Annotated in this window: 18 protein-coding genes; all 18 read left to right on the forward strand. The window is 49.1% G+C overall.

Annotated elements, in window-relative coordinates; translation table 11 throughout:
• Positions 1 to 4 precede the first annotated feature (4 nt).
• Positions 5 to 685 carry a glycosyltransferase family 2 protein gene (locus FDG13_RS13860; protein ID WP_180128935.1) on the forward strand — a complete coding sequence of 227 codons (681 nt, stop codon included), beginning with the start codon at positions 5 to 7 and terminating at the stop codon, positions 683 to 685.
• Entirely contained in the window at positions 682 to 1,035 is a 354-nt protein-coding gene (locus FDG13_RS13865) for a DUF2304 domain-containing protein (protein WP_180128939.1), read from the forward strand. The genes FDG13_RS13860 and FDG13_RS13865 overlap by 4 nt, the downstream gene beginning before the upstream one ends.
• A complete protein-coding gene (locus FDG13_RS13870; RefSeq protein ID WP_180128942.1) occupies positions 1,032 to 3,104 on the forward strand; it encodes a hypothetical protein in 2,073 nt (690 codons plus the stop codon). Before FDG13_RS13865 ends, FDG13_RS13870 begins: the two co-directional genes overlap by 4 nt.
• A gap of 20 nt (positions 3,105 to 3,124) precedes the next feature.
• Positions 3,125 to 4,180 carry an acyltransferase gene (locus tag FDG13_RS13875; RefSeq protein WP_180128945.1) on the forward strand — a complete coding sequence of 352 codons (1,056 nt, stop codon included), beginning with the start codon at positions 3,125 to 3,127 and terminating at the stop codon, positions 4,178 to 4,180.
• 52 nt (positions 4,181 to 4,232) lie between these two features.
• Positions 4,233 to 5,477: a hypothetical protein gene (locus FDG13_RS13880; RefSeq protein WP_180128948.1), complete on the forward strand. Its 1,245-nt coding sequence runs from the start codon at positions 4,233 to 4,235 to the stop codon at positions 5,475 to 5,477.
• Positions 5,478 to 5,914: 437 nt separating this feature from the next.
• On the forward strand, positions 5,915 to 6,514 hold the full coding sequence (locus FDG13_RS13885; protein WP_180128951.1) for a glycosyltransferase: 600 nt from the start codon (positions 5,915 to 5,917) through the stop codon (positions 6,512 to 6,514).
• Positions 6,511 to 7,758, forward strand: a complete 1,248-nt coding sequence (locus tag FDG13_RS13890) for a glycosyltransferase family 4 protein (protein WP_180128954.1) — start codon at positions 6,511 to 6,513, stop codon at positions 7,756 to 7,758. Before FDG13_RS13885 ends, FDG13_RS13890 begins: the two co-directional genes overlap by 4 nt.
• A gap of 220 nt (positions 7,759 to 7,978) precedes the next feature.
• Complete coding sequence (locus FDG13_RS13895) at positions 7,979 to 9,085, forward strand: DegT/DnrJ/EryC1/StrS aminotransferase family protein (RefSeq protein WP_180128957.1); 1,107 nt, start codon at positions 7,979 to 7,981, stop codon at positions 9,083 to 9,085.
• A gap of 3 nt (positions 9,086 to 9,088) precedes the next feature.
• A complete protein-coding gene (locus FDG13_RS13900) occupies positions 9,089 to 9,658 on the forward strand; it encodes an acyltransferase (RefSeq protein ID WP_180128960.1) in 570 nt (189 codons plus the stop codon).
• 10 nt (positions 9,659 to 9,668) lie between these two features.
• On the forward strand, positions 9,669 to 11,180 hold the full coding sequence (locus FDG13_RS13905) for a lipopolysaccharide biosynthesis protein (RefSeq protein WP_180128964.1): 1,512 nt from the start codon (positions 9,669 to 9,671) through the stop codon (positions 11,178 to 11,180).
• Positions 11,177 to 12,139: a glycosyltransferase gene (locus FDG13_RS13910; RefSeq protein ID WP_180128967.1), complete on the forward strand. Its 963-nt coding sequence runs from the start codon at positions 11,177 to 11,179 to the stop codon at positions 12,137 to 12,139. Before FDG13_RS13905 ends, FDG13_RS13910 begins: the two co-directional genes overlap by 4 nt.
• Positions 12,129 to 12,938 carry a class I SAM-dependent methyltransferase gene (locus FDG13_RS13915; protein WP_180128970.1) on the forward strand — a complete coding sequence of 270 codons (810 nt, stop codon included), beginning with the start codon at positions 12,129 to 12,131 and terminating at the stop codon, positions 12,936 to 12,938. Before FDG13_RS13910 ends, FDG13_RS13915 begins: the two co-directional genes overlap by 11 nt.
• A 2-nt stretch (positions 12,939 to 12,940) precedes the next feature.
• Complete coding sequence (locus tag FDG13_RS13920; protein ID WP_180128973.1) at positions 12,941 to 13,966, forward strand: acyltransferase; 1,026 nt, start codon at positions 12,941 to 12,943, stop codon at positions 13,964 to 13,966.
• Entirely contained in the window at positions 13,963 to 14,790 is an 828-nt protein-coding gene (locus FDG13_RS13925) for a glycosyltransferase family 2 protein (RefSeq protein WP_180128975.1), read from the forward strand. Before FDG13_RS13920 ends, FDG13_RS13925 begins: the two co-directional genes overlap by 4 nt.
• Positions 14,787 to 15,599 (forward strand): glycosyltransferase family 2 protein, encoded by an 813-nt coding sequence (locus FDG13_RS13930; protein WP_180128978.1) that lies wholly within the window; start codon positions 14,787 to 14,789, stop codon positions 15,597 to 15,599. Before FDG13_RS13925 ends, FDG13_RS13930 begins: the two co-directional genes overlap by 4 nt.
• On the forward strand, positions 15,587 to 16,366 hold the full coding sequence (locus FDG13_RS13935; RefSeq protein ID WP_180128980.1) for a glycosyltransferase: 780 nt from the start codon (positions 15,587 to 15,589) through the stop codon (positions 16,364 to 16,366). Before FDG13_RS13930 ends, FDG13_RS13935 begins: the two co-directional genes overlap by 13 nt.
• Positions 16,363 to 17,310 (forward strand): SDR family oxidoreductase, encoded by a 948-nt coding sequence (locus FDG13_RS13940; RefSeq protein WP_180128983.1) that lies wholly within the window; start codon positions 16,363 to 16,365, stop codon positions 17,308 to 17,310. Before FDG13_RS13935 ends, FDG13_RS13940 begins: the two co-directional genes overlap by 4 nt.
• Positions 17,307 to 17,867, forward strand: a complete 561-nt coding sequence (locus FDG13_RS13945) for a sugar transferase (RefSeq protein ID WP_180128986.1) — start codon at positions 17,307 to 17,309, stop codon at positions 17,865 to 17,867. Before FDG13_RS13940 ends, FDG13_RS13945 begins: the two co-directional genes overlap by 4 nt.
• Positions 17,868 to 17,911: the final 44 nt, after the last annotated feature.

Raw genomic sequence — 17,911 nt, forward strand, 5'->3', positions numbered from 1 at the left:
TAAAATGAATATAAGTACGGTGTGGGTTGTCATCGCTGCATACAACGAGGAATGCGTTATCGGGGAAACCGTTAAGAATGTTCTCGCTCACCTTGATAACGTAATCGTGGTAGATGATTGTTCAGTAGATGATACGAAACGGAATGCATTAAATGCGGGTGCACATGTTTTGCGTCATCCGATTAATCTTGGCCAAGGTGGGGCGTTGCAGACTGGAATTGAATATGCCTTAAAATGCGGTGCTGAATATATCGTAACTTTTGATGCAGATGGACAGCATAGTGCGGCAGAAATATTACCTATGCTACTAGCTTTACAAGAAAGTCGATCAGACATAGCTCTCGGTAGTCGGTTTCTTGGTAAAACTCTAAACTTACCTTGGCAACGTCGGTGGGTGTTAAAGCTCGCAATTATATTTACCCGTTTGACTGGTGGAATCAAGCTTACCGATGTCCATAACGGTTTTCGTATCATGTCCCGTTCTTTTTGCATGCACTTTCAGTTTAGGCAAAACAGAATGGCACATGCATCAGAAATATTGAATCACATATCCAGTCACGGTATTAAATATATAGAGTTTCCAGTTACCATCACCTACACTGAATACTCCATCCGTAAAGGACAAAGAAGCTCCAATGCTTTGCGAGTTTTGATGGAGTTATTTATGGGACATGTTTCAAAATGATATTGACTTCGCTGCTTACCGTAATATTTGCTTTTATGGCAGTATATTGTGCAATTTTCATTCGCCGGGCTGCAGTTCGCTACTTTATATTTTTTGCATACATTGCTGCTATATTTTTTGTCTGGAATCCTAACGAGACAACGATCATTGCAAACTATTTTGGTATTGGTCGAGGTCTTGATTTTGTTATGGTATTGTTTTCTGTTGCTATTGTCAATGGAACTTTTTTTATCATAAAGCATTTGAATTCCCAGCATCAAAGCATCACTAAGTTGGCGAGGCATATGGCTGTACATGAAGCGTGCAGTCCCCTGCGCGTTGGCGATACGCCTTCGGTGGGCGCTAAATGAGCCAGAATATTTGGAGAGTTGGAAAAGTAAAAGAAATGCTCAGTGACGGAGTTTCTCTGTCAAAAAAGCATTGGCTTATTGTTCTAATTTTCTCGATTGTTATTTATTTATCCTTGGGTTTGGGGGGGGCTCCGTCAGCCGTTTATCGTGCAAGCATTGCACCTGCTGAAGATAGTAATGGCCCAGTAAAAGTAGTTTTCTATGACTCTCAGTACGAAGACTATCTGGCATCAGGCGCTCTGCAGCTCCCTTCATCAGGATGGCGTGTAGCGACAGCAAGCGACTCGACAACTCTCACTGCAGAAGAGCGTTCGCCTCCTTTAGTTATTTATTCAGAAGGTGAACCCATTACCATCGGGTTGCTTCATTACGCCGATGCAGGGGTGGTTCGTGTAGCAGATGGCAATAATGTCGCAAAACTGATTTCACTGCGCAGAAGCTCTGAGTCCGTCTCCAATATAACTGTTGGAGGCAAAACTTCTGACGTAATTCAATCTGGCATCGTTGATAAGCAATTTTCCGTTATTGCGCGAATAGGATTATTTTTTTTCATTTTTATTTTACTTGTCTTGATTGCGAAGACGCAATTGAGGTGTAATCCGTGTCGGCTTGGTCAGGCTGGCACTGTAGGGTGGGGTGAAGTAGCATGTTTTGCAATTCCGTTACTCGTGTCGAGCACCTTCGTCTTGCTCGCGTATTGGCCGGGTAATGTAGCTTACGACGCGTCGTTACAGTGGCACCAAGCCATAACCAGAGGAAACATGGATGCGCCGTTGGGAATATCCGCAACGCTGTTTCTGCGATTGTTTACGCATGTTTCGACAAATCCCTCTTGGGTAATCGTTGTGCAGAGCTCATTAAGCGCTTTGGGTGTAGCTTTTATATTAAAAGAATTACGTTTCAGAGGCGTTCCTCGTTGGGTGGCACAAACCTTCTCTTTGTTAATAGCGATACAACCACAATATCCACTATTCTTTACTAATTTAGGCAAAGATGCCTTAAGTGCCGTGGGAATTATTTTTATGGCATGGTCATTGCTGTCGATTGTGCGTGAGCTAAAAACTGGTCGATTGAGGTACTTTTCTCTTTTGGTTTTTATATTCTCTGCTGTTTTTTCTGGAATGATGCGGGTCAACGTAATTCCAGCAACGGTGCTCACGACAGTATTTTTTAGTATTTTTCTTTTTTATCAGGGGCGGCGAAATATAGGGCTGGTCGTTTTATTCGTATTTGTCCTGAGTGCAATATTTGTTCCAAAAGTGTCCTTTCTTCTTTCTGATGAAGGACAATCAACTGAAGTTGCTTCCAGTGATGTGAAGTCCAGTAATACGCAAATAATTTCACATGACAAAGGATTGCCATTCGGTTTGTTTGGTAATTTTTATATCTATCATCTTTTTAGTGCAGCAGTAAATAGCGGCGTCACCCTACAGGAGGCGGATACGCGGCTATTTTTCCAAATTGCACCACGCAACGCCTGGGAGAAATATGATTGTTTTATGACGGATACGACTTTTATCGGCGTTTCCGAGGGAATGCTTTTGAATCAGAGCCAGTACAGTATTTTTTTGAAAGAACATCAGGCCGATTTGGCAGTTTCTATTTTTAATATTTTAAGAAAAAACCCTTCGATTTTTATAGATCGACAGGTTTGTATTTCAAAAGTGCTTTGGTATATAGGTTACAAGCAAAAGCCATTTCAGGCCACTTCCACATTAGGATATGACAATGTAACTAATGAATTCAAGCTGATTGCGGGTAATAATGGTTCTTTAATTTCTGAGAAATCAAGGTCTGCCATACATAAATATGTGTTGTGGTCCGAGAAGAAATCAAATTTTTGGTTTTTTTGGAAACCGGCGCTCGTGTTCTACATGGGCTTGTTTTGTGCTCTGGTTTGCTTGACCGTAAAGCGTGACATCGGATTACTTTTATTGCTTTTTTTGCCAATTGTGATGATATGCGTGTTGGCCCTAGTCATACCGTTTCCTGCATATCGATATGCATATCCAGCGACTTTGTTAATGACCTTGCTATGCACACTTGGATTCGTCTCGACTGACAGTTAATTGCGGGCTCCGGAAAAACCATGCCATTAATAGTTGTAAACAAGCGTATCTTATGGGCGGATGCCTGCCGTGTATGGGCAATTTTTGGGGTGCTGTTAATTCACTCCAGTGGTGAAGTTTTTTATAGCTACGGAAAGATCCCTATCGGCTATTGGTTATCAGCTAATTTATTGGATTCTTTAGCCAGAGTGGCGGTGCCGCTATTTGTAATGATTTCTGGTTCTTTGCTGCTAAACTCTCCTGACATCTACTCTATAAGTTTGTTTAATATCAGCAGGCGTGTTGGAAAAGTTTTGCTTCCGCTCGTTGTTTGGAGTATGGTTTACCTATGGTGGGTGGATTCAAATACGCCTGCCAAAATAATTGATCCATCCGAATGGCTGCAAAAATTTCTATCCCAGCCTGTTATGTATCATTTATGGTTTGCCTATATGATTGTCGGCTTGTACGTGTTGTTGCCGATTTTTCAAGTAATTTTTAAAGCTTGCGAAAGTAGTCATCAATTTCAAAGGTATTTTCTTGCTGTTTGGATGATTATTAACTGCCTTAGCATTTATGTTCCAATGCCATTTACCTCGCCGATGCAGATTTCCATGGTATTTGGCTACGGCGGTTACTTTATCCTTGGGGGATTGCTCAGTTCGACGCGTTGGATCAATGTTGCATTATTTAAATGGGCGACACTTTATTTAACAGGAGTTCTTGCAACCTTTTTGATCACATGGATACGAACCAAAAGCACGGGGATTCCAGACGAGTTGGCGTATGCGTATTTTAGTCCCAATGTATTGTTCGCGTCGATTGGTGCATTTATGATGATTCGTAAAATTCAATTTTCGAACGAATTGGGTTCGTACTTTTTAAAAATGCTTAGTGATGCGAGCTTCTTTGTATATTTCGTGCATGTTTTGTTGCTCGAGTTTCTTCGCTATGGAACCTTTGGATTGCAGATATCCACAAGTGAGATTCATCCAGCTATTTCCATTCCAATATTGGCGCTTGCAGTTTTTATATTTAGCCTTGCTGGGGCTGTGGTTTTCAGAATGATTCCAGGTAGCCGCCGATTTTTGGGTTGAGAAAATTTGCTTGTGACAGGATAGTTTTAATAATGAAGATGCGAGGATATAAATGAGCATTACACAGCTTTCGCCTGCCAAGGGACGAATTCTGCTGTTTAGCTATGCGTTTCCGCCGATGCAAGTGCAAATGACTGCAGCGGTGTACAAGCCTATGGCTGCTATTGCCCGCGCAGGCTTTGCGGTGGATGTCGTTTGTGCTGATTCATTTTGCAGCGAACTACCGCTGGATAGAAGTCTTTTGCCGTTTGCAGAAAATACATTTGGTGCCATTACCCGTCTTCGACCATCTTCCGGACTGGTTGGGCGCTTGCGTAATGCGTCGCGCATATTCGCAAGGGTTCCAGATCTCATGACCGTACTTCATGAATCCGCTTACGGGACGCTCATGGATATGGATCTGAGTGGCTACGATGCGGTTATGACTTGGTCCCCTTTTCATTCGATTAACGCCGTAATGGCGAAGGTCAAAAAGGCTCGCCGCAACGTTCGTTGGATTGCTCAGTTCAGTGACCCTTGGGTAGGAAACCCGCTTGAGGTCAGCCGATTCACCAAGTTTTGGAACGAGCGCAACGAGCCGATTACGGTCAATTTGGCGGATGCCATCGTACATAGTTCGCGCTATTCACTTGATCTGATGCTGAGAAACCATCCCGTGGAAATCCAGCGTAAAACCGCCGTCATACCGCATGCCTATGATGATGCACTCTTTCCACAACGCGCCAAATCCATAAACAACAAAATTGTTATGCGTTATGTCGGCGTGCTGTACGGGCGCCGGTCACCCGAGCCTTTATTTCGCGCAATGGTGGGGCTATTTGCGCGGCGTCCGGATTTGAGAGGCAAGTTGTGTATTGAATTTGTCGGCAGAGTTCCACAAGAGATGCTGCAGACACAAGCGGCTTTGGGCCTACCCGAAGACATTCTACGTTCGGTTGATAACGTATCCTTTGTGGAATCGCTGGCAAAGATGTACGATGCCGATATCTTGGTGTTAATCGAGGCAGATGTTCGCCAGAATCTGTTCCTGCCAAGCAAGCTTTCTGACTACATGGGTGCCCGCACCCCGATCGTTGGTCTGGTTCCACCGGGTGGTTCAGAGGACGCCCTCAAGCAGTTGGGGTGTTGGATGGCAAAGCCTAGCGACATTGATGGTATTTCTCGCGCGATAGAAGGAGCTGTGAGTCACGTGATGACCCGCCCTGATGCGCGGTGGTGTGATGAGTCCTATAGAAACACCTTTAGCGGCACCCAAGTTGCCTGTCAGTTTGCCGACATCGTTGCCCGACTGCAATGATGAGCGAGAAGTTCGTCCTTTTCGCGCCCGGCGTGCACACCGGAGGAGGTTATACGCTTCTGAAAGAGTTGCTTGCGACTTGGCCAACGGACCGTTCGATTTTTGCCTTTTTGGATGTCCGTGCGCCAGAGACGCGATCGCTTCCGGTCGGGTCTCATGTAATCTGGGTTTGGCCACGCATATTGAATCGTTTGTGGGCTGAGTGGCAACTGCAGCGGAATTGTGTGGCTGGAGATACGGTTTTGTGTTTTCATGGTTTGCCGCCGCTTCTAAATCTTCGTGGATATGTCGTTGTTTTTGTGCAAAACAGACTCCTGTTTGATTCGAGTTCCCTGCGTGGGTATCCACTTTTGACGAGGTTTCGCTTGGGGTGTGAACGCTGGTGGACTCGTGCAATGATGCGAAATTGCGATAGATACATTGTGCAAACGCCCTCAATGGAAACCGTTGTTCGACGTCGCTTAGGTCGCCAGGCTGCAATTTCGATATCGCCGTACATGCCCAGGGCCTTGGGTTCATCATTAGGACTTGCTGCAGCAGATTGTTCGTGGAAATTTGATTTTGTATATGTTGCGAGTGGTGATAAACATAAAAACCATGGCAACTTACTTATAGCTTGGCGTTTGTTAGCTGAGCAGGGGGTTAAGCCTTCGTTGGCACTTACGGTGGATGCTATAAATCATCCACTCGTTGCTGAAGAAATCGCGAAGCAAACAAAAATTTACAGTTTGAATATCATTAACTTAGGCAAAGTGGTGAGTGATGATATTCCAATTCTTTATGGAGCTTCCTCTGCTTTGATATTCCCGTCAAAGGTTGAATCATTCGGCTTACCACTCATTGAAGCTAGTCAAATCGGGCTACCCGTATTGGCTCCTGAACTTGACTACGTACGTGATGTCGTTGAACCCATTGAAACTTTTGACCCTGAATCCCCTACGTCTATAGCTAGGGCTGTGAGGCGGTTTCTCAGAAATCCAGATAAGCCCACTCCTGTGGGCACAGTAAAAGATTTTTTAACAGAAGTATTCAGATGAAAATATTGATCTGGACACAGTATTTTTGGCCTGAAAATTTTCATATTAATACAGTTGCATTTGATCTCAAAGCACGAGGGGTTGATGTTACAGTACTGACTGGAAAGCCTAATTACCCAGGTGGGAGAGTATTTGATGGTTACAAGGCTTCAGGTCTCAAAAGAGAAGAATGCTCTGGCATTGAGGTAATCCGAATTCCCTTGGTACCAAGAGGAGGAGCAAGAAAAGGAATTGCTCTTAATTATCTTTCTTTCGTCGTATCCGGGTATTTGTTTGCACCATATGCTCTGCGTGGCAGAGAATTTGACATTGTTTTTGTTTATGCGCCTTCGCCCTTGCTGCAGGCACTTCCAGCGATATTTATATCTTGGCTAAAACGCGCGCCGCTGATGATTTGGGTTCAAGATATTTGGCCCGATGTCTTGGTCGCAACTGGTGTCACAAAAAACAGATGGATTTTGCGCGCAGTTGGAATTGTAGTGCGCTATATTTATCAATTCTCAGATTCGATTCTGATTCAGTCTGAAGGGTTTCGCGCATCCGTCGAGCGCTGGACAAGCAGAAAAGATCGCATCCGATTTTTTCCAAATTCAGCCGATGATCAATCGCAAATACATGTGAATTCGGAAAAAAATGTTCAGCTATCCAAGAAAATTGCTGAAAAATTTTCTATCGTATTTGCTGGAAATATTGGTTCTGCGCAAGCTTGCGAGATAATTATTGATGCGGCTAAGCTTTTGCAAAATGTACCCTCTATTATTTTCCATTTGGTGGGTAGTGGTAGTATGGCCGACTTAGTATGTCGCAGTATTGCTGAAAATAAATTACCGAATGTGACGATGATTGGCAGGATGCCAGCGGAGGATATGCCTTTAATTTTTTCAAAGGCATCTGTTTTGCTTCTGACCTTGCGAGATGAGCCCGCGTTGTCATCAACTATTCCGAGCAAGCTCCAAAGCTACCTGGCAGCAGGGAGGCCGGTAATAGCCAGTTGCAACGGTGAAGCAGCAAGTGTTGTAGCAAAAGCTAACGCGGGACTTGCTTGCCCCGCCGGAGACGCGACTGCATTGGCAGATGCGGTATTGAAACTCTTCCAAATGACACCTGAAGAGCGTTCGCGTCTTGGTGAAAATGGTAGAGCATATTTTGAGGCTCATTATCGGCTACAAAGTCGTATTACTGAGCTGGTGACGCATATCCAAGATGTCATTGCACGGTATCAGTTTCCAGGCAGACAGGCATGAGAGTTCATGTCACAGGTGTAATTGGGCTAATTTGGCAGAGGCCTGATGTCTCTCGTTGGTGATGTTTGAGTTGTGCTTAAAAGTTTTTTTGAAAGTACGTCAATTGGTTGTCGGTCCAATCCAGCAGTATCAGAAATCTTACGAAGTTGTGTCGAACTTTTGGGTGCATTCACCGCAGAATTACACGAGTGAGTTGACGTCGCTGTGATAATTGAGCGCTATGTCTAAGCCGATCTATGTCACCCAACCCTATCTTCCGCCGCTTGAAGATTTCATGCCCTACCTCGAAGAAATCTGGGTTAACAAGATACTCACCAACGGAGGTCCATTTCATCAGCAACTTGAACGTGCCTTGTGCGAGTACCTTGGCGTCAAACACATAAGTCTGTTCACGAACGGAACCATCGCGCTGGTGACCGCCCTGCAGGCACTTCGCATAGCGGGTGAGGTCATTACCACGCCTTACTCCTTTGTGGCGACGGCACATTCTCTGCTGTGGAATGGCATCAAACCCGTGTTTGTGGACGTAGATCCCAATACGCTGAACCTTGACCCCGCCAAAATTGAGGCTGCCATCACGCCGCACACCACAGCCATCATGCCGGTGCATTGTTACGGCCAACCTTGCGATGTGGAGGCCATCCAAAGGATTGCCGACAACTACAACTTGCGGATCATTTATGACGCTGCCCACGCCTTTGGTGTGAGGGACAAAACGGGCAGTGTGTTGAATCATGGCGATTTGTCGGTGCTGAGCTTTCACGCCACCAAGGTGTTCAACACGTTTGAAGGTGGAGCCATCATCTGCCCTGACGCAAAGACCAAACAGCGCATTGACCATCTCAAGAACTTTGGTTTTGTGGACGAAGTCACTGTGGTGGCTCCAGGTATCAACGGAAAAATGAGTGAAATCAACGCCGCCTTTGGTGTGTTGCAGCTCAAGCACATTGACGATGCGCTTGCCAGGCGCAAAGAAATTGATAGCGCCTACCGCAAACAGCTAAACAGCCTAGAAGGTATCAGGTGTTTAAATGAAGCTGATGGAATCAAAGCTAACTATTCTTACTTTCCTGTTCTGGTGCAGCCGGATTTCCCGTTGAGCCGTGATAATTTGTACCAAAAGCTCAAAGATCAGGGCATTTATGCTCGCAGATACTTCTACCCACTTATTTCGGACTTTCCTATGTACCGCAGCATGCCATCTGCGCAGCGCGACAACCTGCCAGTGGCCGCAGATGCTGCGAGCAAAGTTTTGTGTTTGCCGATCTACCCGGCACTGGCCGTTCTAGACCAGCAGCGTGTCATTGACATACTCCGCAGAGTTTGAGCTATGGCCATGTTAAGCCGTGAGGCGATTTATGCGTTGGGGTTTGCTGCCGTTGGTGACAACGTTCAAATTTCAGACAAAGCCTCTTTTTACGGCGTGAGTCGCATTGTTCTTGGCAACCAGGTGCGCATTGACGACTTTTGTGTCCTCGCCGCTGGCATCGGGGGGATCGTGGTGGGCAATTACGTACATATTGCCGTGAGCTCATCACTGATTGGCGCTGGCACGATCACTCTGGCAGACTTCAGCGGGCTGTCATCGCGCGTTTCGGTTTACTCCAGCAGTGATGATTACTCTGGTGCAAGCCTGACCAATCCCACCGTTCCAAGTGAGTTCACGGGAGTCACCCATGCAGCTGTGTCTCTTGGCAAGCACGTCATTGTGGGTAGTGGTAGTGTCATCCTGCCAGGAGTTACGCTGGAAGATGGTGTGGCGGTCGGCGCACTCAGCTTGGTCAACCGCGACTGCAAGGCTTTTGGCATCTACGCGGGTAACCCGGCACGCCGGATCAGCGAGCGCAAACGTGATCTGCTGCTGCTAGAGCAGCAGTTCATGGTGGGTCAGGTGCGTTAGACACAATTCGATGTCCCTCAGGCAAAACATACTCGCCAACTACGTCAGTCAGATTTATGTCACGCTGATTGGCATTGTCATGGTGCCCGTCTATTTGCGATACATGGGACCAGAGGCCTATGGGCTGGTGGGCTTCTTCGCCATGATACAGGCGTGGTTTCAGTTGCTGGACCTGGGACTCACCCCCACCATGGCTCGCGAAACCGCTCGTTTCAATGGCGGTGCCTTGGATGCTTCAAGTTTGCGCCATCTGCTCAGGGGGATGGAGGGAGTCTTCATCGGCGTCGCGGTGCTGGCTAGCGCTGCCATGATGACCGCTTCGGGCACGATTGCGACTGACTGGCTGAAAGTTCAGCAACTGCCGCTGGCTGAAGTGCAAACCGCCATTGTGTTGATGGCTGCGATTGTTGCGCTGAGATGGGTGAGCGGCTTGTATCGTAGCGCAATCAACGGTTTTGAGCGCATGGTATGGCTCGGGGGATTCAACATGGCGCTGGCAACAGCCCGCTTTGTGCTGGTGATTCCGCTTTTCATGTACGTCGGAACCAGCGCCACACTGTTTTTTACTTATCAGTTGTTGCTGGCTGTACTTGAGGTAGTTTTGCTGGTGAGGCAGACCTACCGTCTGCTGCCCACACTGTCGGCAGGCGATCATAGGCCCTGGCGATACGCGCCACTGCGCGGTGTTCTGAAATTTTCGCTCAGTATTGCGTTCGCAAGCTTTGTCTGGATCCTGGCAACCCAGGCCGACAAACTGATTTTGTCCAAGCTCTTGCCTTTGACGGAGTACGGTTACTACACCTTGGTTGTGCTGATGGCTGGTGGCGTGTTGGTCATAAGCGGCCCGGTAAGCGGCGCCCTGCTACCGCGCCTCACCAAACTGGCATCTGAAGGGGACAACGCGGCGTTACTGCAGCTCTATCGCAGTGCAACACAATTGGTCGCCGTGATGGCCGTACCTGCCGCATTGGTGTTGGCACTTTTTTCCAAGCAGGTGCTTTGGGCCTGGACCGGTGACACTGTTGTCGTTGAAAAGGCTGCCCCGGTGTTGGCGCTTTACGCCGGTGGATCTGCTATTTCCGTGATTGCAGCATTCCCTTATTATTTGCAATACGCCATGGGTGACCTCAGGTTGCACCTGATCGGTAACGTTCTTTTTGTCATGCTGCTTATTCCTTGCCTGGTCGTGGCCACGTGGCAGTTCGGCATGGTTGGCGCAGCTTGGATCTGGCTGGTGCTAAACCTCGTTTATTTCCTGCTCTGGGTGCCCGTGGTCCACCGTCGTTTCGCCCCTGGTGTGCACTGGCGGTGGATGACCAGAGATGTCATGTTGACCAGTGTGCCGTCCATTGTTGCGGCTTTATTGGTGCAATACACTGTGCTGTGGCCTGCAGGCAGGTTGGCCATCACCATACAGCTTTGTGGTCTGGGCTTGCTGTTGTTATGCATCAGCAGCTTGAGCAGCAGCAAGATTCGCGAACGCGTCGCACATCGTTTCAACTATATGGAATCGTCAAATTGAGTTCGCCGACCGTCTCTGTCTGCATAGCGACCTACAACCAAGATCGCTACATCAAGGATTGCGTAACCAGTGTGTTGGCACAGATTTCAGACACGACCATTGAAATCCTGATTGGAGACGATGGATCGGGCCCTGAAACACCCGGTACCATCGCAAGATTGATTGAACTCAATCCGGGCCAAATCAGATACTTCAAGCACGAGAAAAATCTGGGGCCATCGGCCAATTACCAATTTCTGATCCGCCAAGCGCGTGGGCAGTACTTGGCCCATCTGGATGGTGACGACTTCTGGCTACCGGGCAAGCTGGCCGCGCAACTGGCTTGGTTGCAGTGCCATCCAGACAGTGTGGCTTGTTACACAAACGCAGTTGTTATAAGCGATGACCAGCAAGTGATGGGGGTCTTCAGTCCCCCTCTGTCGCAGCCTGTAGACCTGGCTTTTCTGCTGATTAGAGGCAACTTCTTGAATCTTAGCTCGCTGCTGTACCGTGCAAGTCATAAAGACGTGATTCTGGGATTTTCCAATCCATTTATTGATTACCGTATCCACTTGAACTTTGCCAGGTACGGTGCGCTTGGTCTCATCAACTCAGCCTATGTCGTCTACAGGCTGGGGTCGGAGCATTCAATGGTCAGAACCACGCCAACCTTGGTGCAGGACCTGTATTTTGAGGCTCTGGCTTCTGCGCTATCGGATCCAACGGTTTCAGGCTCGGTCCGTCGTCGAGCATCGCTGCGTTTTTGGCGAGCCATCGTGGTCGAGTGCGTGGCCAAGAGCCGTTATGCGTGGGGCTTGGCTTGGGCAGGAAAGATCCGCGCGATCTGTCCAGGCGGTATCACCAACGTGCTTTTGCCGGGCGCATTGATGGCGATGGCAACATTGCTGACCTTGGTTTTCCGTAAAGGCATGTCAAAGGTCTCTGGAAAGAACGGTTTGAAGGTACTACATGAATTTTGAACCATCGGTGCTTGGCGCACCAAGTTTCGCAGGGCGTGTTCTGGCAAGTCTAGTTCGGCGCTTCAGTCGCTTGGTACCGTCCGGTCCCTGTTATTGTGTTTGCTGCAGCAAGAACTCGCCATTCTTTTTGCCATTCGCAGGCGGCACAGGCGCAGCTCTTCTTGTCAATTGCAAACTGGATGTGGTGGGAAGCGATCTGGAGCGCTACTCATGCCCCAAATGTGAATCGAATGATCGCGAGCGACACCTGAAGTTGTATTGCCAGAAGCTGGGTATTGATCGTCTGATAGCAGGTGCTCGGATTTTGCATTTTGCGCCTGAGCGTCATTTCGCAAGTTATGTTGCCGCGGCGGGTCCAACTGAACACCTGAAGGCAGACTTGTTTCCAAGGGCTGCAGATATTCAAAAAATCGACATGTTGGCTATGCCATTTTCATCGGCCTCTTTTGACTTTGTGATCGCCAACCATGTGCTGGAGCACGTCGCCGACGACGCGCGAGCGTTGTCAGAGATTCGCCGCGTATTGCGTCCCGGTGGTCTAGCGATCCTGCAGACGCCTTACAGTGCAATGTTGGAGACCACATTCGAAGATGCAGGCATTGTTTCTAATGAAGCCCGAGAACATGCATACGGGCAGGGCGATCATGTTCGCTTGTATGGTCGGGACATATTTTCCCGCTTTGCTGCTGCTGGCTTTGAATCACGTGTCGTGCATCACGATGCTGCACTTGCCGACTTCGACGTGACAGTCTATGGCGTCAATCCACGCGAGTCGTTCTTCTTGTTTGAGTGCATCTGAGAATGGCTTCAGTCGCAAAAAACTCACTAGACTTGTTGCGCTTGGTGGCGGCCACACTTGTTCTTTACAGTCACCAACATGCGTTGACTGGGCAGGCTGAGCCCTCGTTCTTTGGCTGGAACACCTTTGGTGGTGCCGGAGTCACGATCTTCTTTTTCCTGATTGGTCTGTTGGTATGGTCAAGCTGGGAGCGTGACCCGGATTTAAAGCGTTTCTTCCTGCGCCGTTCGCTGCGCATCTTTCCTGCTCTCTGGGTGGTGGTGATCGCCTCCGTTTTCTTGTTGGGCCCGGTGGTTTCCAATCTGTCCGCGATGGACTATTTTGCATCTTCTCAAACCTGGCGGTATTTGAGTACCGCATTGCTGGTGGTCAGGAATGTTCTGCCGGGTGTATTCGCAGATAACCCGTATCCCCTGGCCGTGAATGGCTCGCTCTGGACGCTGCCGGTTGAGTTCCTGTGTTACGTCTCGGTGGCTCTGCTGGGAAGCAACAAGCTGGTATCGAAAGGTCTGGTGATCGGCATTGGTCTGTTACTTGTTGTCTTGCTCGCTTCTATTGCACCCATGCTGATCGGGGATCGATTTTCGCCACACTTCGAAATGGTTGCAGTATTCTGGTGGGGCGTCTTCTACCAATATTGCAGCGCGAACCCCTTGTCTGAAAAGCCGCATTGGCGGCAGACTATGGTGTGGGGTTTCATCGCAATGGTGATATACATCAGCGTCGGACCCAGGGGAGTTGACCGCTCCGCGATGCTGGTAGTTGCTGCGGCGCTGGTTATTGTGGCCCTCAAAATCCCAAGCGGAGCCAGGGTGACTGATCGGTTGGGAGATCTGTCGTATGGCTTGTACATTTTTGCTTTTCCCATTCAGCAGCTGTTGGCCCAGTGGAGTCATGACCGGGGGTGGAGTTTTGGCTTTTTGTTATGCCTTGCATTGGCGCTGACCAGTGCTTTTGCGTATGCATCCTGGCATCTGGTGGAAAAACAGGCGTTTAGACTCAAGCCCTCTACATGTATTGCCACATGAAGCAAGTCACTGCGGTTGTACTGAACTGGAACCGCTGGTCGGATACTCTGGCCTGCGTGGCTTCCCTGCAGCATCAGGACTATGCCAACCTCAAAGTCTTGATTGTTGACAACGATTCGACCGATGACTCGGTCAAACAGATTCGAGCTGCTGTACCAGGGATCGAGTTATTACAGAGCGGTGACAATCTTGGTTTTGGTGGCGGCTGCAACGTTGGTATCAGACGCGCAATTGCCGAAGGTGCCGACTATGTCTGGTTGATTAACAGCGATTCCACGGCTGATGCGCATGCACTGTCAGCCTTGGTTGATGTTGCGGAACAAAACCCCGCATTGGGTTCGGTTGGCTCCGTTTTATATGAGGTGGACGTGCCAACGCAGATTCAATTGTGGGGTGGTGGCCGCGTGCGGCTGTGCTGTGGGCAGTCCCGTCATCAGACGGCGCCCAGCCCACTCGACTTTATCTCGGGAGCTTCTATATTGTTGCGTCGGGATGCGCTTGTAGCCGTTGGCATGTTTGATCAGTCGGCGTATTTCATGTATTGGGAGGACACCGACCTCGGATTTCGTTTGCGTAAGGCTGGTTGGCAACTGGGCGTAGCCGAAGACTCGCGCGTCTGGCACAAGCAGTCAGCGAGTCTGGGCAAGGGCAACCCCTTGCTGGACGAATATTTCACTCGGTCAGGCGTTCGTTTTCTCAGGCGTTACGCGCCCATTCCCTCGATTTCAATTCTGTTCATGCTGGGCATGATGCTTGCCAAGCGTTCGCTCATGGGCGAATGGCGCCGAGTTCAGGCGGTCGTCAAAGGATTTTGGGAAGCATGAATAACCCCATGCCCGTTTCAGTGGTCATACCCTGCTACCGCTGCGTAAAGACGTTGGCGCGCTCTGTTGCGTCTGTGGCAGCGCAGACGAGTCTGCCCGCCGAAGTCATCTTGGTCGATGATGGCAGCGGCGATGACACGCGTTTGCTAATGCAAGAAATTGCCCGCGAGTATGCACATGGTTGGATCAGGCTAGTAGTTCTTTCGCAAAACGTCGGCGCAGCCAGTGCGCGTAACGCCGGATGGGCAATCGCAAGTCAGCCGTATGTCGCGTTCCTAGATGCTGACGACGCTTGGCATCCCAAGAAAATTGAAGTTCAGTACGGTTATATGGCAGCCAACCCCAATGTCGTCCTGAGTGGCCATGGGCACCGGTTGTTGCCCCAAAACGCCCTGCCTGATTGGAGTACAGCGTCATTTGATGTCCAATCCGTTGGCAAATGGGCCTTGCTGCTGTCCAACCAGTTTGTGACGCCATCGGTCATGTTGCAGCGCGATGTTAGGCCACGTTTCAAAGAGAAACAGCGGCACATGGAAGATCATATGTTGTGGCTTGAGATCTGCTTCAGCGGGGCGCAAGTCGTGAAGCTCCGCACGGATCTGGCGGCAGTCTATAAGAGGCAATTTGGCGTTCAGGGCTTAAGCGCGCAGCTCTGGCTGATGGAGCGTGGTGAACTTGGCAATTATCGTAGTCTCTATTGTCAGGGCATGATCAAGGGCTATCAGTTCGCCATGCTTTCTACATATTCGGCGATAAAGTATGTGCGCAGGTTGCTTGTCTATTGGGGCCATTTGAGATGGAAGAAATAGCTCCATCAAACTCTGGTGTTGTCTCTGTATCCGTTGTCAGTCACTTGCAGATCAAACTTGTGGCGCAGCTGCTGTGCGACCTTGACATGCACTGTTCGGACTCGCGTCTGGAGTTGGTTCTCACGCTCAATATGGACGAAGACCTGCCCTTTGGTCTAGATGATTTCTCATTTCCTATCAAATTGATTCGTAACCAGACAGCCAAGGGTTTTGGTTCTAACCACAATCAAGCCTTCAGGCACGCAAACGGGCAATACTTTTGTGTATTGAATCCCGACATTCGTTTGGAAAGCAATCCCTTCGACGCTTTGGTTTTCTGTTTTTCCGACGCTGACGTTGGTGTTGCCGCACCATTGGTATTGGGCCCAGATGGTATGGTTGAGGACAGCGCGCGGCGCTTTCCTACTCCGTTTAGTGTTTTTTTTAAGGCATTGGGTCGCTATAAAGAAATTGATTATGCAATTGGAGAAATGCCATTTCACCCCGATTGGGTCGGGGGAATGTGCTTGCTGTTTTCGCGAACAGTATTCGAGCGGCTGGGGGGCTTTGATGAGCGTTACTTTCTCTATTACGAAGATGTTGACATCTGCGCGCGCTTGCGATTGTTTGGGTATGAAATATTGCTCAACCCACAAGCAAAGGTAACCCACCACGCACAAAGAACCAGTCGCCGAAACTTGACTTATTTGCGCTGGCATTTCAAAAGTATGATGCGATTTTTTCTGTCGCCAGTGTTTTGGCGCGTATATCGTTTGAGGCGGTCATGAAATGCTTGGTTACTGGTGCGAGTGGCTTTGTAGGTCGATCACTCGTCGGCGAGCTACTGCAACGCGGGTGTGAGGTGCGCGCTGAAACACGTTCGGTCAACTTGATGCATGAGGATATCGAGCAGGTTAATGTTGGATCAATTGACGACAGCACGCAATGGTTTGGTGCTGTGCGCGAACTAGATGTTGTGATTCACTTGGCCGCTCGAGTGCATGTGATGCAGGACATTGCGCCCGATCCGCTTGCTGAGTTTCGTAAGACCAATACATTGGGCTCGTTGGCTCTGGCCCAGCAAGCCGCTGCTGCGGGGGTGAAGCGATTTGTGTTCCTAAGTTCGATCAAGGTCAACGGCGAAAGCACACTCACTGGAGCTCCTTTCACAGAGGAAAATCAACCCAATCCACATGATTCGTACGGTGTAAGCAAGCTAGCAGCGGAGCAGGGCCTGCAGTCTCTGTCCTTGGAAACAGGCATGGAGGTCATCATCATCCGTTCGCCGTTGGTGTATGGCCCAGGTGTCAAAGCCAACTTCGCATCCTTGATGCGCGCAGTTCAAAAGGGCTTGCCATTGCCGCTAGGTGCCATCCACAACCAACGCAGTCTGGTGGCGCTGGACAACCTGACTGATTTCATCATTACCTGCATCGCCCACCCCAAGGCAGCCAACCAGACCTTTCTGATCAGCGACGGTCAAGACCTCTCCACCACCGAGCTGGTGCAAGGTATGGCTCAGGCTGCTGGTGTATCCGCACGTTTGCTCCCGGTGCCTGTTTGGGCCTTGGAATGGGCGGGCCGATTGGTCGGCAAGGCGGATGCTATTCAGCGTTTGTGTGGAAACTTACAAATTGATAGCAGTAAGGCCAGAGACTTGCTGGGCTGGGTGCCCAAAATATCTGTACAAGAGGGTCTGCGTCGGGCGATGAATGGTAATGTCAAGAAATGAAAAGACTATTTGATTTGGCTTTGGCTATTGTTATCGCCGCCGTGTTGTTGATTCCTATCTTGCTCGTTGCTATTTCTGTGCGATTCACCTCCAAAGGTCCCATTCTGTATTGGTCTGATCGTGTGGGTGCCAATAACGAGATATTCAAAATGCCTAAATTCCGCAGTATGCGTGTGGGTACACCAGCGGTGGCGACCCATTTACTCAGCAACCCAGATGTGTATTTGACGCCGGTCGGCAGCTTTTTGCGCAAATCCAGTCTGGATGAGTTGCCGCAGTTATGGAGCATCCTGAAGGGTGATATGAGTGTTGTGGGCCCACGCCCCGCTTTGTTCAACCAACATGATCTGGTGGATCTGCGAACCCGCGCTGGAGTACATCGTCTTGTTCCTGGACTGACGGGCTGGGCGCAGGTCAATGGCCGTGATGAGTTGCCCATCCCCCAAAAAGTGGCGCTGGATATTGAATACATGCGCAGAAAATCGTTTTTTTTTGATATTCGAATCATTTTCCTGACGGCGTTGAAGGTTTTGGCAAGGGATAATGTCAGCCATTAAGAACACGGTCAACGTGTCGCCAGGGGGCACCATCATTTTTAAAA

The sequence above is a fragment of the Rhodoferax sp. BLA1 genome (genome assembly GCF_013416775.1).
GTDB lineage: Bacteria > Pseudomonadota > Gammaproteobacteria > Burkholderiales > Burkholderiaceae_C > Rhodoferax.